Below are 21396 nucleotides of genomic sequence, written 5' to 3' on the forward strand. Positions count from 1 at the left end.
CAAAAATAAATCATTATTGGCAGTAAATGAAGGCTATTGAAACGTTAATAATGAATATTGCATTCCTTTAGTAATTTTGCACCAGCCTTAAACTTAATATAACTGTTTATGAGTAAAAAATTGTTTGGTTGCACGCTGGCTTTGTTATTTGCCTGCCTGCAAATGCTGTCAGCACAAAAACTGCCATCAACCCTTTTGTGGAGAATAAGCGGCAATGGTTTTCAGAAACCTTCTTACCTGTTTGGCACGCTGCACCTTACGGATGAGCGTATTTTTAACCTTGGCGACTCTGTTTATCATGCTATTGAAAAAGCAGATGGTTTTGCCATGGAGATTGACCCCGAACAATTCACGCCTTTTGTAATTGATGAAGCAAAGAAAAAGGCGATGGAAACCATTCGCCTGAAGGATATGATGCAAAAGGATGAGTATAAAAAATATGGTAGAATACTGGCGAAAAAGCTTGGTAAAAACGCAGATGAAATTACCACGGCTGATATACTGCATGAGAAAAATAAGTGGATACAGGAAAGCTACAGCACCGGTAGAATGCAAAGCTTTCTCGACGTTTATCTTTTTGATATAGCCCGCCGCCAGGGAAAATGGACGGGCGGTGTTGAAGATCTGGAAGACCAGGAAAACCTCTTTGACCTCGTGGATAAATCCGACATACAGGATGTAGCTATGAGTGATGATGCGCAGAACGCAGCGGCAACAAAATCGATGACGGCATTTTTAATCAAAACATATATTGATAATAACCTGAATGCTATTGACAGTTTTTCCAATGCCGGCGACAGTACGTTTAAAGACGCCTTGCTTGTTAAACGCAATAAAAAAATGGCGCTGCGCATGGATAGCCTTGGTAAAGAGCGCAGCATGGTATTTGCCGTAGGCGCCGCCCATTTGCCCGGTGAAGAAGGGTTGATTGCCCTGTTAAAAGAAAAAGGATTTACGGTTGAACCCGTTTTTTCCTCCCGCAAAATAAAAGCGGCTGATTATAAGGTTGCCGAAGTTGAACAACCCTGGTATGATATAAAGGATGAGTCGGGTTATTATACAGTGCAAATGCCCGGTAAGGCTGGTAACCTGAACCTGTACGCCATATTGAACATGAAAATGTATTTTGATGTTTTTAAAAGCACCCTATACATGACAACGGCAATGCAAACGCCCTACACACAAAAAATGGCCGACAGTGTTTTCAATGGCATCATTTCCTATTATTTCAATACCAATGAATATTCTGACGGAAAGCCCATCACAATTAATAATATACCCGGCCGCGAATTTGTTTCATCCAAAAACAATTATAGCCATGGTTATTTTTTGTTTAAAGATGGAATGATGTATATGGCAATTGCCGTAAGCATGAAAAAAGATACTTCGGGTGTAGCATTCATCAATAAATTCCTGCATTCATTTACCATACCTACAGCCAGCACCAGTAATGAGGAGTTTAGTTATGTAAATAATATGAAGGCTTATAAATTAAATGTTCCCGGCTCGCCTAAATCGGGTGGCGAAATGCTTGACAGCGATAAAGACACTTCGGTAAACATGGAGCTGAATATTTCAACAGACCCTGTAAATGGTTCGTACTATTTTTTTGGAACAAATGAAGCCGCCAGCGGCTTTTACATAACGAATGACAGTGTAACGCTGGCAAACATAAGAGCATCCCAAAGAAGCCGTTTTACCAGGCTTAGTGTTGATAGCATGTATTTTAAAAATGGCCACCGCGCACTGGAAATTGGCGGCAAGATGAAAGATGCACAGCTTATGCTTGATGCACATTATGAATTCAGGGGCAACAGGTGGTATGTATTGGTTGCCATATACGATTCCGCAAAAGGAAAAGCAGCAGCCCAAAAATTCATGAATTCTTTTCAGCCTATAAACTATATAAATGGTAACTGGAAAACCAATGCTTCAGACGATGGTTTATTTTCAACATGGTCGCCGGAAAACTTCAGGTATGTTATGAATCCCGACGATGGCGATACAACATTCAGTTATGAAAGTTATGACTCTTCGAGAGCGGACAGCTACAGTATTTATATTCAGCATTTCAATAATTATTACTGGCAGGAAAGCGATTCTGCTTTCTGGAAAAACATTATTGAAAACTATAAAGATTTGCAGGATGGCGATAGCGCTTTGTATGTAAAACCAATAAGCAACGATAAGGTAAGCGGATATGAGTTTGCTTTCCGGTCACCGGGTTCGCACAATATAAAAAGGCTGAGAAAATTATTGAATGATGGAAAAATATATTCATTGGTAACCATACAGGATTCGGCAGAAATTAATAATGCCAACACCAATAAGTTTTTTGAATCATTCCGGTTTAATAAGGTCTTACCAAGCGATGGCTTATTTGTTTCCAAAGCCAGGGTTTTATTGAATGACCTTGTTTCAGAAGATTCGGCCACAAAAGCATCGGCGGCTAATTATTTAGAGGAAGCGCCATTCACAAAAAATGATTTGCCTTTGCTGCACCAGGCTGTATTAAAAACCTATATTGATAACAATGATGAGGATGATTATGATGTAGCGCGGGAGGATATACGGCGCATTATTACCAGGTTAAAAGATTCTTCTTCTTATCTGTTTGCAAAAACACATTACAACGAAGCAGACGATGAAACTAAAAATGTATTGCTCGATATAATGGTTACGTTTGAAACGGCAGTGCATTTTGATGAGATAAAAACATTGCTGCTTCAAAATCCGCCGCATATCACGCCTTCTTACACCTTTACCAATATACTGCTTGATACCTTACAGCTCACGGCACCCCTATTTAAGGATTTGCAGCCGCTTATAAAAGACACAGCAATGGCGCCGGTTATTGTGAGAGTGGCAAATAAACTTTTAGACAGCAGCCTGGCGGATAAGTCTTTCCTGGAAAATTACCGCCAGGATATTTTGAAGTTTGCAACGCAACAATACCTGCTTGCTCAAAGCGATGAGGATAGTTACAGCGCAGCAAATTATGCCTTGATAAACCTGCTTGGTAAAATGAATAATGTGGAAAGCAATGCAATACTGCAACAATGGAGCCTGCTAAACAATAATTATCTGCAGCTTAGCGCTCTTGAAAAACTGCTGGAAAATAACCAGCCCGTTGACAGCAGGGCCGTTAAAGCGCTGGCGGCAGATAAATCCCAGCGTACTGACTTATATGATGCATTAAAATCTTATAAAAAGGAAAAACTTTTTCCCGCACAATATCTTTCTCAGAAAGCTTTTGCTGAAAGCCTTGTGTATGTTGCATCTTCCGACGATGAATACCCGGATACAATGGTTTATCTTTCTAACAAGGTTTTGAAGTTCCAGGGCAAACAGGCCAGGTTTTATTTTTATAAAGTTGGCTTTGGGGAAGATGGAGATACAACCGACTACCTTGCCTGTGCGGGACCTTTTAATGTGAATGAAAAAGATGTAACTGTTAAGAATGCAGAAGCTGATGTTTATTATGACGACGAATATGATGAGGATACAAAAGATGAACTTGCGGAGGCACTCATAGCGCAAATGGAAGACTGGTATAAGGCTGATGAAAAGTAATTAACACAGCTTTTATCCCGCCACCAGCGCCCCGTCCTTATACACGGGCAGCACATTGGCCACATTTGGGGTAACACAATATTCAAGGTCTTTTTCCAGGCCGAATGCAGAAAGCCGGTGCCAGTGCGTGAGTTTTCTTATAAAAGCATACATATTATTTCCATGAAGGTTATACATGTCTTCAGCCATTAAACTGCTGTCGCAATGAATAGTGAAATGCTCTTTTATCCTGCTGATAACAGCGCCTGCAAATAAAGTGTCTTCCAGGTTAAAGCGGTCTTTCCAGGCAGAACAGCCGAGGATTACATTTTTTTTGGATGCAATAAGATGTTCACTCACCGCAGATAAATTAGGAAAGGAACCCGTTACAACTTCCGATGCACCTTTGTCCAGCGCCATGTGCAGCAGCCTGGTGCCGTTGGTAGTTGTAAGCACCAGCGTTTTGCCTTCAATAAATTCACGAAAATATTCTGCGGGGGAATTGCCATGCTGCAGGCCTTTAATTATTTTACCATCCCGCTCGCCGGCAGTAACGGCCTCTAATTTTTTGCCGATTGCAATACAATCTTCCACACCGGCCACCGGCACCACTTTTTCTGCGCCGTTATATAAAGCCGTTGCAATGGTTGATGTGGCACGAAAAACATCTATAATTACTACAATACTGTTGTCTACATCATATAAATCAAGCAGGCGCGGAGAAAGCAATGTGTGCAATACGGGTTTTTGCATGGGCGCAAAGGTAAAGCAGCCCATCCTAAATCCTTCCCGAAGGGAAGGCCTTTTGTTTTCCTGAAAAATTAAAATTGTTAAGTTAAGTGTAAGAACTTGCCATAAAACCCCTTTCTCTGGGAAAGGGGTTGGGGATAGACTTTCTTTAATTTATCTTGCACCACTCAAAAATTTTATATGGAATACAGTAAGCTTATTTCTGTTACGGGTTTGCCGGGATTGTTTGAATTGGTTGCCAGCAAAAATGACGGTGCTATTGTGCGGTCACTGGATGACAAAACCACCAGATTTGTTTCATCACGCATACATAATTTTTCGCACCTGGAAAGTATTGAAGTTTATACCGAAGGTGATAATGTAAACCTTGCTGATGTTTTTCTTGCTATGAAAAATAGCGGTGAAGCGCTGCCTAATGAAAAAGAAGCGCCTGCTGTAAAAAAATATTTTGAAAAGGTTTATCCAACCATGGATTTTGAGCGTGTGTATGCAAGTGATATGAAGAAGATGGTGAAATGGTTTGATGTGCTAAACAAGAATGACATTGAAATAAAGGTGAGCGAAGAAACACCGGAAGGAGAGGAAGAGGAAACAGAAGAAAAACCAGAGCCCAATAAACAGCCGGAAGAGAAGCCAAAGGTAGAAGAGCCTGTTGCAACGCCTGCTGTGGAAGCAAAGCCCAAAAAAGCAAAAGCAGCTAAGGCCAAAAAAGAAGAACCTGCGGCTGAAGATGCAGCAGCGGAAAGCAAGCCGAAGGCTGCAAAAAAGAAGGCTGCGAAGAAGTAACCCGGCCAGGCTTCAACAGCGTCAGGAATGTTGATTGAAATATTATAGTTGCAGAGAGGTTGTGATTAAAAACAGGGATAGATGACACAACCGTGATGCATCTGTATTGCGGCCGGGTCAACAAAAATATATAAGTACTTACATAATTGCACCGCCGCTTTGATTTTTTGATTTTTAAATTTTTAATTTGAATGTTAACCGCAGATATACAAAAAACCAAACGTCATTTTGTTCCTGGAGATTTTAAGGTAACTACGTGGGATGCGCTGGAACCTTATTTTAAGGATTTGCTGAACAGGGATATTGATTCGAAAGAAGTGCTGGAACAATGGCTGAAGGATATGAGTGAACTGGAGGCTGTTGTGAGTGAAGATGCATGCTGGCGGCAGATCAAAATGACCTGTGATACAACCGATAAATCGCTGGAGGAAGCATTTACTTATTTCTGCATGGAAATTCAGCCGAAGCTGCAACCTTACGCAGATGCACTGAATAAAAAGCTTATTAATTCGCCGTTTACACAAGAACTGGACAAAGGCAAATATTTTACTTACCTGCGTAATGTGCGCAAAAACATTGAGTTGTTTCGCGAAGAAAATATTCCGTTGCAGGCTGAGTTAAGCGTGATGCAGCAACAGTTTGGCGTTATTACCGGCGCTATGACGGTGGAAGTAAAAGGCCAGGAATATACGTTACAACAAGCGTCAAAATTTTTACTGGAACACGACCGGGATTTGCGTGAAGAAGTGTATCGAAAAATACAGGAACGCAGAAAGCAGGATAAAGATACTTTGAATGATCTTTATACAAAGCTTGTTGAAAAGCGCGACCAGGTGGCCAGGAATGCCGGGTTTGCCAATTACCGCGATTATAAGTTTGTTGATTTGGGCCGCTTTGATTATACAAAAGAAGACTGCTTTAATTTTCACGAAGCAGTGAAGCTGCACGTGCTGCCGTTGGTAGCAACTATCAATCAGCATAAAAAGGAAAAATTAGGGCTTGATGTTTTAAGGCCCTGGGACACGGAAGCCGAACCAGAAAATATAAAACCATTACATCCTTTTAATACGGGCAAAGAGCTGCTGGAAAAATCTGAAAAATGTTTTTCAGCATTGAATCCCTTCTTTGCTGATTGTTTGAAGAAGATGGACCAGCTCGGCCACCTTGATTTGGAAAGCCGCAAAGGCAAAGCGCCGGGCGGTTATAACTGCCCGCTGGCAGAAAGCGGCGCGCCATTCATTTTTATGAATGCTGCGGGGCAAATGGATGATGTAACAACCATGGTGCACGAAGGCGGCCATGCTGTGCATTCATTTCTTGCGCATCCTTTGGAATTGAGTGCGTTCAAAGAATACCCGATGGAAATTGCAGAAGTTGCCAGCATGGCAATGGAACTTTTTACCATGGATAAATGGGATGTATTTTTTGATAATGCAGAAGAACTGAAACGTGCCAAGGAACACCAGCTTGAAAGGGTGATAACCATCTTTCCATGGATTGCAACAATTGATAAATTCCAGCACTGGATATATGAACATCCGCAGCATACGGTTGAAGAAAGAACAGAAGCATGGATGGATATTCTCAACGAGTTTTCTACCAGTACTGTTGATTTTTCAGGCCTGGAAGAATACAGGAAAATAAGCTGGCAGCGCCAATTGCATTTATTTGAAGTACCGTTTTATTACATTGAATACGGTATTGCCCAGTTAGGCGCTATTGGGTTATGGATGCAATACAAAAAGAACCCGGAACAGGCATTAAATAACTATATTAAAGCATTGAGTTTGGGCGGTACAAAAACACTTCCGGAATTATATGAAGCCGCTGGTTTAAAGTTTGATCTTTCACCCGCGCATATAAAAACATTGATGGAGTTTGTGAAAGAAGAAATGGATAAACTGTAAATTTTTTTCAGCTAAAGAAAAAACCCGGAAGCATATAACTTCCGGGTTTTTTATTGATACTAAGTAAAGCTAAAGCCTAAAATAATTCAACCTGATAAGTCTTTTCCTTAATTTAAAGCAATAGGAACATACTGTTTTTGCTGCAGACCTTTCTTATCGCATTCAACAGGCGATGTTTTTATCAGTTCATCATACGTTATATCATCTTCGTTCTTATCAATTTCTACAAATTTTTGGCTTTTATCACCATTACGCACCCGGTTAAAAAAGCAAATAGCTTTTTGTATGCGGTAAAGCGCTTTCTGGTCTGTTGAAGGGTTTTCTTCGAATATGCCATGTTTGCCATAAGTAACATATAACTCCACCGGAATGCCTGGAAACTTATGTATAAGCCGTTCATAAATAAGTTTACTTCCTGTAAAACTGCCATAGGCACCATTGGCGCAATTAAAGGGATAACTTTTTTCAAGCGGAACAATAGAATCATCAATGCCGTGAAAAGCTATCATGGGCACTCTATCGCCGGTGGCTTTAATATAAGTGGTGTCTTTAATTCCTCCCCAGTTATTAAACAGCCCTGCGATTTTATATTTATCCGTAAATGAATTTCCATACGTGTTGTACAATCCTAATTTTTCTTTTGCTTTTGGCATAACTGCATTTAATTCTTTCTGGTTCATGTAAGAGAGGTTTACTGCAGTAATAGCACCGGCGCTGTAGCCTCCCACATATAAATATCTTTTATCAATATTAAAGTTATCTGCATAATGGGCAATGTACCGCATGGCAGCATCAGCATCCTGTATGGAACGATATACAGCAAAATCCAGCGAGTCGCTAAGGCCTATACGGCAGGGACTGTTTAAAACGATATTGCAGGCCCCGTCAAAACAAAAGCCCTTGCAGTATTTTTTGTCATCCCCCGGAGCCCAGCCTAACCTGTAATCTATGGCTGCCACTACATAACCTCTCTTGGCAAATTCCATACATTCATTTGCAATTAATGTTCTGCAGCCAGCCCTGAAACCGCCTCCATGTATTAATAATATAAACGGCTGTTTATAATTGCCATTTGCAACAATGTTTTTCTTCTTAATGTTTTTGGGCAAGGGGGTTGCTGAATAAACAGTCATATACAAATCAACTTTTCCCCTTGCAGCTAAATAAGTATTTCTAACCGTGGAAAAAACATAATCCACTTTATATATCTGCGAAGAAGTAAAGCATGAATCGTCTTTAAGACAATTACTCAAGGAATCAGCAAAAGACTGTGACATCGCTGTTGAATAAATAAAATACAATATCACAGCGGAAATGATTTTTTTTCTCATTAAAACAATTTTCGTTGCCAAATAATCAGCAATAACTTAAAAGGTATGTTTATCTGGTTTGGGGTTAACCCAGGATTAATTAATCAGTTTAATCTGACACGAATATAAAACCTAAAAATAAATTAATTCTCAGGTAGTGCTTTCTTAATAAAAATTGCATCAGTAATTAACGCATTGGCAAACCTGAGTTTAATATCAGATAATGCGATACTTTAGAAACTATAGATGCATGTGATATTCTCACCCTTCACTCCAAACTGTAACAGCCTTAATGGCACGCTCCCATCCTTTTATTAAATCATTTTTTTGCGAAGCCTGCATTTGCGGATCGAATGTTTTTTCAATTTGCCATTGACCGCTTATTTCATTCATATCTTTCCAATAACCAACAGCAAGCCCGGCCAGGTATGCAGCACCAAGCGCCGTAGTTTCCGTGATAACGGGCCTGATAACTTTTGTTCCGAGAATATCGCTCTGAAACTGCATCAGTAAATTATTGGCGGTGGCGCCGCCATCAACACGCAGTTCTTTCACTTCAATATGGGCATCTGCCTGCATGGCTTTAATCACTTCCATTGTTTGATAAGCGATGCTTTCCAAAGCAGCCCTTGCAATATGTGCAGATGTTGTGCCGCGTGTAATGCCAACCATAGTGCCCCTGGCGTGCTGGTTCCAGTAAGGTGCACCCAGGCCTGCAAAAGCGGGAACAAGATAAACCCCATCGCTTGTTGATGTTTGCATGGCAAGCTTTTCAACATCGGCAGAATTTTGTATCAGGTGTAAACCATCGCGTAGCCATTGCACTACCGCCCCTGCAATAAACACGCTGCCTTCCAGCGCATATAAAGTTTTGCCATTAACCTGCCAGGCAATAGTTGTAAGTAAATTATTGTTTGAAATAACAGGTTTTTCGCCGGTATTCATCAGCATAAAACAGCCGGTGCCATACGTGTTTTTTATCATGCCTGGCTGTGTGCACATCTGGCCAAACAAAGCAGCCTGCTGATCGCCGGCAATGCCTGCAACGGGGATGTTTTTAGCGGATAAAACATTTTCTGTATAACCATAGATTTCACTGCTGCTTTTTACATCCGGCAATATGGATTTTGGTATGTTGAATAAAGCCAGCAACGCTTCATCCCATTGCAGTGAATGAATATTGAAGAGCATGGTTCTTGAAGCATTGGTAACATCGGTTACATGCACTTTGCCCTGCGTGAGGTTCCATAACAGCCAGCTATCAATTGTACCGAAGCATAGTTCATTGTTATCAGCTTTGCTTCTTGCATCTTTTACATTATCCAATATCCATTTAAGCTTGGTGGCAGAAAAATAAGCATCGATAATCAAACCGGTTTTTTGCTGAATGGATGATGTATATTTTTCTTTCAGCGAATCACAATAATCCGCAGTTCTTCTGTCCTGCCACACAATAGCATTGTATAATGGCTTGCCGGTTTTCCTGTCCCAAACCACCGTTGTTTCTCTCTGATTGGTAATGCCGATAGCTGCAATATCATTCACCGTTAAACCGGCTTTGCTTATGGCTTCTGCTGCTGTACCAAGTTGCGTGCTCCATATTTCTGTGGCATCATGCTCAACCCAGCCGGGCTGCGGAAATATTTGTTGGAATTCTTTTTGCGCAACAGAAACAATGTTCCCGTTTTTATTAAAGATGATTGAACGTGAACTGGTAGTACCCTGGTCGAAAGACAAAATGTATTGTAGCATTAAAGCAATGTTTATTGCGCGTCAAGATAAAACTAAATGCGAATAAATCTTGTTTGGCCACCGGGGCACGAATAAAATCAAAACATATCACTAAAACTTAACGCCGGCTTCAATCTTAACCGGCAATCTGTTTTCAGCAGGCGGTATGGGGCAGTTATAACCATCCGTGTAAGCGCAATAAGGGTGATAGGCTGTGTTGAAGTTGATTATGATATGGTCGCTTTGCGGAATATTCAAATCAATATACCTGCCACCTTCGTAGGTTTCTTCGCCACTTGTTGCATCCGTAAAAGGAATGAATAAATAATCTTTATACTCAGCGGATTTTATTAAATCCTGAGATTGATACACATTCAGCTTATACTCCTTTTTATCAATCACAAAAAATACTGAAGCATACTTTATATAGGTTTTGCGTATGCCGCCCGATGTACTCATCTGGAAAGGCTTTTCTTTTGGCGTTCTTACAAAGCGGGCATTCACCACATACTTTTTATTAAAGGGGAAAAAGTGAATGCCTTTAAAATTTTTTTTGGCTGCAGCACTCAGGGGCGAAGTGTTCGGATTATCATATTCCATCCTCAGTCCGCCCTGAAAACGTTTTGTTTCATTAACAGCAGCCGTGTCGGCCTGTGCAAAGCAGCAGGCAGACAAGAAAATAAGGTTACAAACAATTAAAAACCGCTTCATTCGTACATATTTGTTTTTTCAATGGTATCATGAAACGCCCTGATGTACATACCCCTGTGCGAAAAAAACATTTGGCCTGGACGTTTCATAATTAGCCGCAAAATTAACTGCATATTATTTGCACTGATAATGTGAATAAATTTTAATCAAAAAATATGAGTACCAAAAACCAGAAAAAAAAAGCCAAAGGCGGCGTTGCCAAAATGTTTGACCGTTTTTCAACTGTTACAACAAGGGTTACAGGAAAGCCCATTGCATTTATTATTGCTTTTGTAATTATTATCCTGTGGGCGGTGTCTGGCCCGGTCTTTCATTATTCCGATACCTGGCAGCTTGTTATAAATACCGGTACCACTATTATTACATTTTTAATGGTATTTGTAATTCAGCAGTCGCAAAACAAAGACACGATGGCGCTGCAATTAAAATTGAATGAACTCATTGCATCAAGTAAAGATGCCAGTAACCGGCTTATTGACGTGGAAGACCTTACGCCCGAAGAACTGGAAATACTGAAAAAGTTTTATATACACCTTTCAAGCCTGGCAGAAAAAGAATCAGACTTTAAAAAAATGCATTCTATTGAAGAAGCTGCAGAAAGACATAAAAGCAAATTAAAGGCAATTGATAAGCATTAAAACTTATTCTTCCACATCATGCTTTCCACCGGCTTATCAGGCTGCTGGCTGTACTTGGCATTTTTCTTTTGGTTATATTTTACCTCAATTTCGCCATCAACAGGAAAATAAATCAACTGGCCAACCGGCATGCCTCTGTACACTTTTACCGGCTGTTTCACCGAAATTTCCAGCGTCCAGTTGCCACAAAAACCTACATCGCCTTTACCTGCTGTTGCATGAATATCAATACCCAAACGGCCGGTAGAACTTTTGCCTTCCAAAAAAGGTACATGCGCATGCGTTTCGGTATATTCTGCTGTAACACCCAAATAAAAAATATGCGGGTATAACACAAACCCTTCTTCCGGAATTTCAAAATATTCTATCTCGTTATGTTTTTTTGCATCCAGGATATGTTCGCGGTACGTGGCCAGCCATTTACCTAAATGCACATCGTAACTATTGCTGCCAAGGCATTCACGGTCGTATGGTTCAAGTTTAATGGTGCCCTTTTCTATTTCTTCCAAAATGCGTGTGTCAGAAAGAATCATCTCGTTTGCCTTTTATAATGAACTAAATAAAACCTTTGCAAATAAATTATAAATCCTGATACGAAAACAGTTAAACAAAAATCGCCTTTTCCTTTATCAACAAACTATTAACCAAAACTGCTATCCTGTAATTTCTGTCGGCACAATAAGCTCCTTCGTATACACATATTGCCCTAACAAAGTCATTTACATTTATATGCTATTATCAATAAGTATTTTCGTTATATGGCAATTCTTTTTTCCAGGCACAGAACTGTAGTAATACACCTTACAGTTTGGCTGATATTGTTCACGCTGCCACACTTATTTTTTGACAGCCGCAACACGCAACCAGGTTTCTTTCCGGTGAGTTGGTTCGTTATAACAAACCTATATAATGCCGGCATTTTTTATCTTAATGCATTTGTATTATTGCCAAAACTGCTCAATACAAAAAAATGGTGGTTGTATCTTATAGCTGTTACAGCCATTTTATTTATCTCGTATTATCTCAAACTATGGCTTACACAGATTTTTTATTCAAATGTGCAGCTTGATGTATGGGCTTACCGCATTTTATTTTTCCCGGTAATTCCATTTCTTATCGCAAGCATTATTTATAAACTGATTGTAAATAAAATTGCGCATGATAAAAAACAAAAAGAAATTATGGCAGAACAGCTTTCCATCAAACTCAAATTTTTGCGTTCACAAATAAGCCCGCATTTTATTTTTAATGTACTCACCAATCTTGTTTCCCTCGCCCGGAAACAATCCAAACAATTAGAGCCAGCACTAATGATGTTATCCGATTTAATGCGCTACATGTTATATGAAAGTGATGAAAAAAAAGTATCGCTGGCTAATGAAATTGAGTATTTAAAAAGTTATATCAGCCTTCAGCAATTGCGCTTTGGAGATGATATAAAAATTGATCTTGATATAAATTTATCGCAGGAAATACTGCAGCAAAAAATAGAACCGATGTTGCTGATCCCTTTTGTTGAAAATGCATTTAAACACGGTACCGGTGCAGATGACCCTTTTATAAGCATCCAGCTTTTTTTCAATGATAATGGCTTGGTACTTGATGTGAAGAATAAATTTATTGAAGATGATAATAGCAAAGACAATAACTCCGGGATTGGTTTGGAAAATGTACAATCAAGATTAATGTTATTGTATCCGCAAAAACACCAGCTTACTGTTAACAGGGAAAACAATATTTTTCATGTGCATTTAAACCTTCCTTTAAGCGTATGAATTGCATAGCTGTTGATGATGAAAAATTAGTGCTTGATTTAGTGATTGATAACATTAAGCAGGTACCCTATCTCAATTTGGTTAAAGCCTGCAGAAATGCAATGGAAGCTATTGATGTTTTACAAAAAGAAAAGATTGATCTTATATTCCTTGATATACAAATGCCGAGGCTTAGCGGCCTGCAGTTCATTCAAACATTGCAGCAACCGCCTATGATTATTTTTATCACTGCTTATGAGCAATATGCACTGGAAGGCTATAATTTGAATATTGTGGATTACCTGCTGAAGCCCGTATCGTTTGAAAGGTTTTTAAGGGCTTGTAACAAAGCAAAAGAATTGTATGATCTGCGTAATGAGAAAACTTCTTCGCCTGCGTCTTCAACAAAAGAAGCAACGCCAGATCATATTTTTGTGCATGTTGAATATAATCTTGTAAAGATTGTATTCAGCGATATTTTGTTTATAGAAGGCCTGAAAGATTATATCAAAATTTACCTCGTTTCTGTAAGTAAACCTGTACTTACCCGCATGACCATGAAAGCTGTTGAAGAAAAATTACCTGCCGATAAATTCATCCGCACCCACAAATCTTTTATTGTAAATGCAGATAAAATTGCTGTTATTAAAAGAGACCTTATTGTTATCGGTAATCACGAAATTGCCGTAAGCGATTTCTATAAAGAAAATCTTAACCGTATAACAAACAGGTAACATATTTTCACTTCATGCTAGTTGCAGCCTATGCTTTTCACTAATACACATCTTTCCATCTTGTCGAAACAATTACCAATGTAATCTACACTGCAAAATTTAAAGCCGTTATGCTTTGCAGCTTTGTGATAACAAAAGCAAAGCGTATGCAAAACATCAATAACAGCAAGCAGATAAAATCACTTGCAACAATCCGCTCAACAACGGATCAACTGCAAAACTGCACAACGCAACTAAAGCTCTACCTATGCTGTAAAACCTGGAGCAATAAAAAATATTTCAAGCACCTGCAGTATACAGTGCTGGCCATAACAACAATGTTTATAATGAATGCGGTTACTGCGCAAACTATTGTTAAAGGAACAGTAACAGATAAAAAGAAAGCACCCGTTGAAAATGCAAGCATCAAAATAAAAAATACAGCTGAAGCTACAATATCAGACAGCACGGGCATTTTTTCATTTATAACGCATGCAAAAGGCAACCAGGTAATTACTGTTTCATCAATAGGTTTTGAAAAGGCGGAAAAGCAAATTACGGTGAATGGCAGCACTATTATTGTAAACATTTCATTGGGCGTTGAAGAAAAAAATCTCAAACCTGTTATCGTTTCCGCAGGCAGTTTTGAAGCCAGCGATAAAGCAAAAGGTGCATCACTTACACCAATGGATGCCATGACAGTTGCGGGTAATGGCGGCGACATCAGTAACTCATTACGGTCACTGCCGGGTGCGCAGCAAATTGGTGATAAAGAAGGCCTGTTTGTACGCGGTGGCACTAATGAAGAAACCAAACAATTTATTGATGGCACATTAATGCCTGTGCCCAATTATGCCAGTGTACCGGGTATTATTCAGCCTGCCCGTATTAACCCTTTTTTATTCAAAGGCGTTTTATTTAACACGGGTGGTTACTCCGCTTTGTACGGCGAAGCATTAAGCAGCGCTTTGATTTTGGAAAGCGTTGATTTGCCCGATGAAAGTTCTGCAAGCCTGCATCTCTTTCCTATGGCCCAGGGCGCAGGTTTCCAGAAACTGGCAAAGAATAAAAAAAGCAGCTGGGGTGTTAATGGCAATTATGGTAACTATAGTTTGTACAACAACATCGTAAAACAGCATTACGATTTTACGCATGCGCCGGAATACATTTCGGGTGATGCCAATCTCCGTATCAAAACTAACAATGGTGGCATGCTGAAATTTTATACCAACTATGGATATAACCATACCGGCGTACGCAGCCAGGATATTGACAGTGCAGCATTAAATTCTTTATTCAATAATAAAGGTTCAAACCTGTATGCTAATTTATCTTATCGCCAGCCCTTGCAAAACAAATGGAAACTGGATGCAGCAATTGCCTATAATTTCAGCGATCAAAAAATAACCAACCGGCTTATTGATTCAATTGATAAGGCAGTAGATGCAGGCTATTATCCATTCAATACAAAGAATAATAACATCAATACCAGGCAAAACTTTGCACAGGCAAGAATTGTGTTTACAAAGGCATTCCGTCGCAACCAGGCATTACGTTTTGGTGCAGAAAATTTTTATACGAATCATGTTTATCATTATAACAATGCGCTTAGTCAGTTCAATGATAATTTAACCGCAGCCTTTGCAGAAGGTGATGTGTATATCGCAAAAAATATAGCTGCAAAAATTGGTATGCGGGCAGAGCATTCCACCTTGTTGAATAAAACAAACCTTGCACCCCGGTTAAGCCTTGCTTACAGGTTGCATAATGGCGGGCAGTTTAATATGGCCTATGGCATTTTTTTTCAAAAACCTGGTGTAATCTACTTTTTGCAAAACAACAATCTGAATTATACAAGAGCAACACATTATGTACTCAATTATCAAAGAAAATTCAATAACCGTTTGATAAGAATTGAGGCTTATTACAAGCAATATAAAAATCTTCTAACTACATTCCCCGATACAGCAACAAACGGTAATGGTTATGCAAAAGGCATTGAATTATTCTTTCGCGACAAACGCACTTTCAAAAACTTTGATTACTGGATATCTTACACTTATCTTGATACAAAGCGAAAGTTTTTGAATTATCCGCGGGCATTGCAACCAAATTTTGCCACACCGCATACTGCATCTGTTGCTATAAAAAGATTTTTCCCTGATATAAATTTCAATGCAAATCTTTCTTACTCGCTGGCAACAGGCCGCCCGTATTATAATATTCAACATTCAGAAAACAAAACCATTGTTGCAGATGAAGGCAAAACAAATATGTATAGCCAGATGAACCTGAGTTTTGCTTATCTCTTTACCATGTTTAAAAACTGGAAGCATAAAGATTTTTCAGGAATTGGTTTTGGCATCAACAATGTTTTTGGAACAAAGCAAACATATAATTACAACTACAGTTATAACGGCGCATTTAAAACGCCTGTAACCATGCCGGCAACGCGCAGTTTCTATCTCGGGTTGTTCATGACGTTTGGCATAGACCGCCGCGACGATTTCATCAACGACAATTTATAAATACGCAAATATTTTTTATATCACCGGCTGCAGTGCATGTATGAAGCACGGTTGTGTCACTCCCTTGTGCTGCAGCAATTCTATTCAACAATAAAACACATCAATCATGAAAAAGTTAGTCATTATTTCAACAGCCATTTTTATGTATACCGGTTTGTATGCGCAGACAGCAAATACACAATTACAAACAAACGTAACGAAACTGGATAACGCAGAAACGATTAAAGATTATGAGCAGCTTGCATCAGCATTTTTAACCATTGCTAATGCACAAAAAAATCAATGGCTGCCTTATTATTATGCGGCTTTCTGCAATGCAAAAATTGGCTGGTTAAAACAAAATGCAGACCCTGACAACATTGAAGACTTTGCTGATAAGGCTGATGAAGAAATAACAAAAGCACAATCACTCATTGATACTTCAAAACAAAAAAAAGAGCTGTCGGAAATTTATTGTGTGCAGATGATGTTAAACCAGGCAAGGGTATTTATTAATCCTGAAACATATGGACCAAAATACGGCCCAACATCCTTTGGTTATATACAAAAAGCAAAGATGGCGAATGCCGAAAATCCAAGAATGTTATACCTGGAAGGCTGGCAAAAATTTGCAACCCCTAAAATGTATGGCGGCGATAAAAAGTTAGCCAGGCAATTGCTTATTCAGGCAAAGGAAAAGTTAAGCACAGCATCAGCTAATACCGTTGAACCGCATTGGGGAATGAAAGAAGTAGAGGAACTTTTAAAACAACTTAAATAATTTTTTAACCATTAAAATGCAGATTATGTTTTTTGGAATTTTGATTGTAATAAGAGTATTATTTATTGCAGCTATGGTGTTTATTATTGGTTATGTGTTTGGCAATTTCTCGGCAAGGCCGGTATTAAAAACCATTACCAAAGTTGCAGCCATACTGGTTATTGTTTTATTCCTTGTATCTAATGCTTTCTTTTTTCGCTTTCGTGCCTGGAATCATAATAATAACACTGGTTCCTATTGTGCATGGCATCATGCAGATTCAACAAGAATTAAGTAATTAACCTTAGCCCCGGCATTACCGGGGCTAATAAATCTTTTTTATGAAAGCATCTGTTGAAAGAAAAATTATACGGTGGCTGCACATTATTCTCAGCATACCCATTGTTGGTTTCATTTATGGCCCGGTGGCCGGTATTCATTATGCGGCCTTAACTGTTCGCTGGATATTATTTCCTGTGGTTGTATTGTCTGGCTTCTGGATGTGGAAAGGACATATAATAAAACGTTTATTTAAAAAGCATATAACACCTAAAATCAATACTGTTTAATCAATGTTATCTTAGTAAAAATTTTTTATGGAGTTTGGCCGCGTTCCTGAAGAAACATTAGAAAGCATTGATTTTAGTTTGCCGAAGGAGCCTGCTTTCAATAAAACTATTCTTCCTGGTAAAAAAAATAAAAATGCCAAAGTATATGTTGGTTGCGCCAAATGGGGCAGGCCGGAATGGGTTGGGAAAATCTATCCTGAAAAAACAAAAGAAAAAGATTTCCTGAAGCATTATGTTCAGCATTACAATTGCATTGAATTAAATGCAACCCATTATAATATTTATGGTGAACGGGGTATTGCCAAATGGAATGAACAGGCTATTGGTAAAGATTTTTTATTCTGCCCGAAAATGTATAAAGGCGTTACACATTTTGGTAAGCTTACAGATAAGCCTTTTCTCGTAACAGAATTTTTGAGAGGTGTTTTGGCTTTTGGTGAACACCTTGGCCCGATCTTCATACAGGTAAGCGATGCATTTTCCACCAAGCGCAAAGATGAATTGTTTGCTTTCTTAAAATCGCTGCCAACAGACCTGCATTTTTTTGTTGAAGTGCGCCATACAGATTGGTTTACCAAACCAGCAATTAGTGAAACCTTATGCAAAACATTGCATGAATTGAATATGGGCGCAGTTATAACCGATACAGCCGGGCGCAGAGATTGTGCGCACATGCACCTCACTATTCCAAAAACATTTATTCGCTATGTAGGCAACAGTTTGCATCCTTCAGATTATGTTCGGATTGATGCCTGGATTGAACGCATGCAATACTGGTTAAACAAAGGCATTGAAGACATTTATTTTTTTATGCACATGCACAATGAAGCAACCTCGCCTGAGCTTACCGTTTATCTGGTTGATAAATTAAATGCTGCATGCGGCTTGAATTTGATTAAACCAACATTTGTTGAAAAAACCGGTAAGCAATCTGCTCTCTTTACATAATTTATTTTTCTTTCCGCAGGTTATATGCCTCTTTCAAAGCTTTCATCACTAATTTTTTATTTGCCTTTTTAAGATTGATGGTGGTTGCGCCTTTTAATCCCCATTTATTGGGAACAGGAAAAATAATAGCGCTGCCTGGCGGACAAAATATGAATTGAGTTTGCGGATCAAACATTAAATTCAAATTGGCATCGCCTGCCAGTAATGTGGCAAATATTTTTTTGTTTACTGTAAACGCAGTGCGATGAAAATGCGGCTTTTCCTCCGTGCCTTCCAATGATAAAGCCATTGCTTTTGCGTCTTCGGGTGTTATCATACAACTTTCGTTTACAGGATGCAGTTGCTAGGTAATATTTTAATATCCGGCATAAGACTTCAGTATGTTTTTTAATTTTTGCTTTTCCATTTTCTGGCTTATTGTAAGCTCAGCATCCAATAGGCGATCCTTCTCTAAAGGATCAATAAATATATTAAAAAACTTTCCGCCATTCCAATGATCATAAAGTTTATAGTTATAATCAAAAGAATAACTTACCGGTATTGGAATTTTCATATAATCGCGATCCCAGTAACAGTAAACATAAGTTCTTTGATTGCCTTTGGTTCCTTTTAAATTATCAAAGAATGTTACGCCATCCAGCGGTCCCCAGGTTGATGGCCTGGATATATTTGCAATGCCTGCGAAGGTTGGGAGAAAATCAGTCATATCCACTAAAGAAGTATCAACTGCTCCCTGTTTTACGATGCCCGGGCCATATACCACCAGCGGAACACTTATGCCTCTTCTATCCGTGTAATTCTTCCCGCCTTTAATTGGCGAGCCTTTGTACATGGATGTAATATTTTTATTGGTGGCATTATCTGATGTAAATAAAATAATGGTTTTATTAGCAAGCCCGCCCGAATCTATTTTTTGAATAAGCCTGCCAATCATTTTATCCATGTATGCAACCATGCCCGGAAAGTATTTTTTGTTTTCATGCAGGCTATCATCAATGTCCGGATTCCAGTTGGCATAATCCGGATCATCAGGAGTAGGTGACCATGGATGTTGTGCAAGGTTTAGCGAATATTCAATAAAGAAAGGCTTGCTTTTATTATTATCGATAAACGTACTGGCATAATCATAAAACAAGTCTTCTGAATATTTATTTTTTACAATGCTGTCGGGCAGGTAAGAAGCATTTTCGTATAAATATGGAGATTTATATCTGCCATGGTATTGATCCATGCCATTATTATCAACTATATTAAATGGCTGGAATACGCGGTAATTTTCGAAGCCATGGTTTTTTATGGAAGCATCGCCGCCATCAAACTGCCATTTACCTATATAGCAGGTTTTGTAACCGGCATTCTGCAGCATATTGGCAATTGTTTTAGATGTATCCGGCAACAATCCAAACTTTACCCAGTTGCGGAAATTGTATTTACCGGTTACCAATGCCAGCCGGGAAGGAGGCCCATCAGGATGTGAAAAAAAGTTGGTGAACTGCATGCCGTTTGCCGCCATAAAATTCAGGTTGGGTGTGTTGTAAGATTCACCACCTGTGTATTGCGGAACTTCGTATCCTATATCATCACCTATAATAAGTATAATGTTAGGTTTGCCGGATCTTAATCTCAGATCATCCGAAGCCTGGGCAGATACAGGAAGCGTATCATTAAAAGTTTTTTTACATGAAGTAAATAATGCAAGAAAAAAAGCAATTGTTAATGCAAGTTTTGGATTAAAAGGTTTCATGGTGGTACGATTGAAGTTCAAATATAATGGTTTCAATTTTTTAATTACCAGGTTAGTATAATATTTCGCTTCATTATAGTGTAACTTATTTTATTGAATTTCGTTGTAAGCAAAATACTGCGCATGAAGGGTTCCCCGTCAACCAAAATAAATTACATCAACAATCTCCGTGTTTTATTAACTGTATTGGTAATCCTCCATCATACCTGTATTACGTATGGCGCACCCGGGGGCTGGTATTTTTATGATAAAACCACAAACGAAATGGCACAGATTTTTATGACGTGGTTCGTTGCTACCAACCAATCATTTTTCATGGGGTTTTTCTTCTTTCTTTCAGCTTTGTTTATAACGCCATCTTATTTAAAAAAGGGCGGCGTAAAATTTACATTAGACCGTTTAAAACGGCTTGGCCTGCCTTTATTGTTTTATTCATTTATATTCTCGCCCTTACTGAATTTCCTTATTTACAAGTTTGGTTATAAAAAATCCGCAACGCTTCTGCAATATCTTAAAGGCTACGACAACTGGATTGATCCGGGTGTTATGTGGTTTGTTGCCGCATTATTAATTTTCACCCTGCTGTATGTTTTATACATGAAAATTTTTATGCCGCGCAATAAAACCGTTCGTCATCTGCCTGGTAATAACACAATAATACTATTCGCCCTGTTATTAGGGCTGATGAGTTATATCGTAAGAATATTTTTTCCTATTGGCTGGGTGCTGCACCCGCTTGGATTTCAGTTTGCGCATTTCACGCAATACATAGCGTTATTTATTGCCGGGATTTATGCAGGCCGCAATAACTGGTTAAATAATATTAATGCAACAAACGGTAAACACTGGCGAAGGCTGGCTTTAACCTGCATCATAGCATTTCCTTTATTGTATGTAATAAAAATTGTTACAAACAGCCCGCTTGAAAGCTTCCAGGGAAACGGAACAATCAACTCATTATTAAATGCAATGTGGGAACAGCTTACCGGTATTGCCATTATTATGGCTTTGCTTGC

Annotated in this window: 19 protein-coding genes; 12 read left to right on the forward strand and 7 right to left on the reverse strand. The window is 38.9% G+C overall.

Annotated elements, in window-relative coordinates; genetic code table 11:
• Positions 1 to 108: 108 nt before the first annotated feature.
• A complete protein-coding gene (locus ACTHN6_RS16040) occupies positions 109 to 3573 on the forward strand; it encodes a TraB/GumN family protein (protein WP_440436787.1) in 3465 nt (1154 codons plus the stop codon).
• Positions 3574 to 3585: 12 nt separating this feature from the next.
• Here the strand turns inward: ACTHN6_RS16040 and ACTHN6_RS16045 are convergent, their stop codons facing one another.
• Positions 3586 to 4305 carry a 2-phosphosulfolactate phosphatase gene (locus ACTHN6_RS16045; protein ID WP_440436788.1) on the reverse strand — a complete coding sequence of 240 codons (720 nt, stop codon included), beginning with the start codon at positions 4303 to 4305 and terminating at the stop codon, positions 3586 to 3588.
• A 177-nt stretch (positions 4306 to 4482) separates the two neighbouring features.
• On the opposite strand from ACTHN6_RS16045, the gene ACTHN6_RS16050 reads away from it, so the two are divergent.
• Both ACTHN6_RS16050 and ACTHN6_RS16055 read left to right on the forward strand, forming a co-directional pair.
• Positions 4483 to 5088 (forward strand): DUF5606 family protein, encoded by a 606-nt coding sequence (locus tag ACTHN6_RS16050; protein ID WP_440436789.1) that lies wholly within the window; start codon positions 4483 to 4485, stop codon positions 5086 to 5088.
• 191 nt (positions 5089 to 5279) lie between these two features.
• Complete coding sequence (locus ACTHN6_RS16055) at positions 5280 to 6995, forward strand: M3 family oligoendopeptidase (protein ID WP_440436790.1); 1716 nt, start codon at positions 5280 to 5282, stop codon at positions 6993 to 6995.
• A 107-nt stretch (positions 6996 to 7102) separates the two neighbouring features.
• Here the strand turns inward: ACTHN6_RS16055 and ACTHN6_RS16060 are convergent, their stop codons facing one another.
• The 3 genes from ACTHN6_RS16060 to ACTHN6_RS16070 form a co-directional block, all read right to left on the reverse strand.
• Complete coding sequence (locus tag ACTHN6_RS16060) at positions 7103 to 8326, reverse strand: hypothetical protein (RefSeq protein WP_440436791.1); 1224 nt, start codon at positions 8324 to 8326, stop codon at positions 7103 to 7105.
• Positions 8327 to 8566: 240 nt separating this feature from the next.
• On the reverse strand, positions 8567 to 10057 hold the full coding sequence (gene glpK / locus ACTHN6_RS16065; protein ID WP_440436792.1) for a glycerol kinase GlpK: 1491 nt from the start codon (positions 10055 to 10057) through the stop codon (positions 8567 to 8569).
• 90 nt (positions 10058 to 10147) lie between these two features.
• Positions 10148 to 10747: a DUF1684 domain-containing protein gene (locus ACTHN6_RS16070; protein WP_440436793.1), complete on the reverse strand. Its 600-nt coding sequence runs from the start codon at positions 10745 to 10747 to the stop codon at positions 10148 to 10150.
• Between the two features lie 155 nt (positions 10748 to 10902).
• Between ACTHN6_RS16070 and ACTHN6_RS16075 the strand changes: the two genes are divergently transcribed.
• The gene (locus ACTHN6_RS16075) at positions 10903 to 11385 is read left to right on the forward strand and encodes a low affinity iron permease family protein (protein ID WP_440436794.1); all 483 of its coding nucleotides are present in this window, start codon (positions 10903 to 10905) and stop codon (positions 11383 to 11385) included.
• Here ACTHN6_RS16075 and dcd read toward each other — a convergent pair.
• Positions 11382 to 11918, reverse strand: coding sequence for a dCTP deaminase (gene dcd, locus ACTHN6_RS16080; RefSeq protein ID WP_440436795.1), 537 nt, complete (start codon positions 11916 to 11918; stop codon positions 11382 to 11384). The two genes, ACTHN6_RS16075 and dcd, sit on opposite strands and share 4 nt — an antisense overlap.
• Positions 11919 to 12143: 225 nt before the next feature.
• Between dcd and ACTHN6_RS16085 the strand changes: the two genes are divergently transcribed.
• The 7 genes from ACTHN6_RS16085 (at position 12144) to ACTHN6_RS16115 (ending at position 18636) form a co-directional block, all read left to right on the forward strand.
• Positions 12144 to 13160, forward strand: coding sequence for a sensor histidine kinase (locus tag ACTHN6_RS16085; protein WP_440436796.1), 1017 nt, complete (start codon positions 12144 to 12146; stop codon positions 13158 to 13160).
• Complete coding sequence (locus tag ACTHN6_RS16090; protein WP_440436797.1) at positions 13157 to 13873, forward strand: LytR/AlgR family response regulator transcription factor; 717 nt, start codon at positions 13157 to 13159, stop codon at positions 13871 to 13873. Before ACTHN6_RS16085 ends, ACTHN6_RS16090 begins: the two co-directional genes overlap by 4 nt.
• 146 nt (positions 13874 to 14019) lie before the next feature.
• Positions 14020 to 16380, forward strand: coding sequence for a TonB-dependent receptor (locus ACTHN6_RS16095; RefSeq protein WP_440436798.1), 2361 nt, complete (start codon positions 14020 to 14022; stop codon positions 16378 to 16380).
• Positions 16381 to 16486: 106 nt separating this feature from the next.
• A complete protein-coding gene (locus ACTHN6_RS16100) occupies positions 16487 to 17140 on the forward strand; it encodes a hypothetical protein (RefSeq protein ID WP_440436799.1) in 654 nt (217 codons plus the stop codon).
• Positions 17141 to 17165: 25 nt separating this feature from the next.
• A complete protein-coding gene (locus tag ACTHN6_RS16105) occupies positions 17166 to 17417 on the forward strand; it encodes a hypothetical protein (protein WP_440436800.1) in 252 nt (83 codons plus the stop codon).
• A 43-nt stretch (positions 17418 to 17460) separates the two neighbouring features.
• Positions 17461 to 17688, forward strand: coding sequence for a hypothetical protein (locus ACTHN6_RS16110; RefSeq protein WP_440436801.1), 228 nt, complete (start codon positions 17461 to 17463; stop codon positions 17686 to 17688).
• A gap of 27 nt (positions 17689 to 17715) precedes the next feature.
• Positions 17716 to 18636, forward strand: coding sequence for a DUF72 domain-containing protein (locus ACTHN6_RS16115; RefSeq protein ID WP_440436802.1), 921 nt, complete (start codon positions 17716 to 17718; stop codon positions 18634 to 18636).
• 1 nt (position 18637) lies between these two features.
• Here the strand turns inward: ACTHN6_RS16115 and ACTHN6_RS16120 are convergent, their stop codons facing one another.
• Together ACTHN6_RS16120 and ACTHN6_RS16125 are read right to left on the reverse strand one after the other, a co-directional pair.
• Entirely contained in the window at positions 18638 to 18952 is a 315-nt protein-coding gene (locus ACTHN6_RS16120) for an MmcQ/YjbR family DNA-binding protein (RefSeq protein WP_440436803.1), read from the reverse strand.
• Positions 18953 to 18991: 39 nt separating this feature from the next.
• Positions 18992 to 20401 (reverse strand): sulfatase-like hydrolase/transferase, encoded by a 1410-nt coding sequence (locus ACTHN6_RS16125; RefSeq protein WP_440436804.1) that lies wholly within the window; start codon positions 20399 to 20401, stop codon positions 18992 to 18994.
• A gap of 102 nt (positions 20402 to 20503) precedes the next feature.
• On the opposite strand from ACTHN6_RS16125, the gene ACTHN6_RS16130 reads away from it, so the two are divergent.
• Positions 20504 to 21396, forward strand: an 893-nt coding sequence (locus ACTHN6_RS16130) for an acyltransferase family protein (protein ID WP_440436805.1), incomplete at its 3' end; no start/stop codon positions are given.

The organism is Parafilimonas sp., assembly GCF_051953455.1.
Taxonomy (GTDB): Bacteria; Bacteroidota; Bacteroidia; order Chitinophagales; family Chitinophagaceae; genus Parafilimonas.

What these genes read in the sequence shown, in the direction of transcription:
- ACTHN6_RS16040 (WP_440436787.1), top strand. Translation starts at nt 109, where the DNA reads ATGAGTAAAAAATTGTTTGGTTGCACGCTGGCTTTGTTATTTGCCTGC.
- ACTHN6_RS16045 (WP_440436788.1), bottom strand. Translation starts at nt 4,305, where the DNA reads ATGCAAAAACCCGTATTGCACACATTGCTTTCTCCGCGCCTGCTTGAT.
- ACTHN6_RS16050 (WP_440436789.1), top strand. Translation starts at nt 4,483, where the DNA reads ATGGAATACAGTAAGCTTATTTCTGTTACGGGTTTGCCGGGATTGTTT.
- ACTHN6_RS16055 (WP_440436790.1), top strand. Translation starts at nt 5,280, where the DNA reads ATGTTAACCGCAGATATACAAAAAACCAAACGTCATTTTGTTCCTGGA.
- ACTHN6_RS16060 (WP_440436791.1), bottom strand. Translation starts at nt 8,326, where the DNA reads ATGAGAAAAAAAATCATTTCCGCTGTGATATTGTATTTTATTTATTCA.
- glpK (WP_440436792.1), bottom strand. Translation starts at nt 10,057, where the DNA reads ATGCTACAATACATTTTGTCTTTCGACCAGGGTACTACCAGTTCACGT.
- ACTHN6_RS16070 (WP_440436793.1), bottom strand. Translation starts at nt 10,747, where the DNA reads ATGAAGCGGTTTTTAATTGTTTGTAACCTTATTTTCTTGTCTGCCTGC.
- ACTHN6_RS16075 (WP_440436794.1), top strand. Translation starts at nt 10,903, where the DNA reads ATGAGTACCAAAAACCAGAAAAAAAAAGCCAAAGGCGGCGTTGCCAAA.
- dcd (WP_440436795.1), bottom strand. Translation starts at nt 11,918, where the DNA reads ATGATTCTTTCTGACACACGCATTTTGGAAGAAATAGAAAAGGGCACC.
- ACTHN6_RS16085 (WP_440436796.1), top strand. Translation starts at nt 12,144, where the DNA reads ATGGCAATTCTTTTTTCCAGGCACAGAACTGTAGTAATACACCTTACA.
- ACTHN6_RS16090 (WP_440436797.1), top strand. Translation starts at nt 13,157, where the DNA reads ATGAATTGCATAGCTGTTGATGATGAAAAATTAGTGCTTGATTTAGTG.
- ACTHN6_RS16095 (WP_440436798.1), top strand. Translation starts at nt 14,020, where the DNA reads ATGCAAAACATCAATAACAGCAAGCAGATAAAATCACTTGCAACAATC.
- ACTHN6_RS16100 (WP_440436799.1), top strand. Translation starts at nt 16,487, where the DNA reads ATGAAAAAGTTAGTCATTATTTCAACAGCCATTTTTATGTATACCGGT.
- ACTHN6_RS16105 (WP_440436800.1), top strand. Translation starts at nt 17,166, where the DNA reads ATGTTTTTTGGAATTTTGATTGTAATAAGAGTATTATTTATTGCAGCT.
- ACTHN6_RS16110 (WP_440436801.1), top strand. Translation starts at nt 17,461, where the DNA reads ATGAAAGCATCTGTTGAAAGAAAAATTATACGGTGGCTGCACATTATT.
- ACTHN6_RS16115 (WP_440436802.1), top strand. Translation starts at nt 17,716, where the DNA reads ATGGAGTTTGGCCGCGTTCCTGAAGAAACATTAGAAAGCATTGATTTT.
- ACTHN6_RS16120 (WP_440436803.1), bottom strand. Translation starts at nt 18,952, where the DNA reads ATGATAACACCCGAAGACGCAAAAGCAATGGCTTTATCATTGGAAGGC.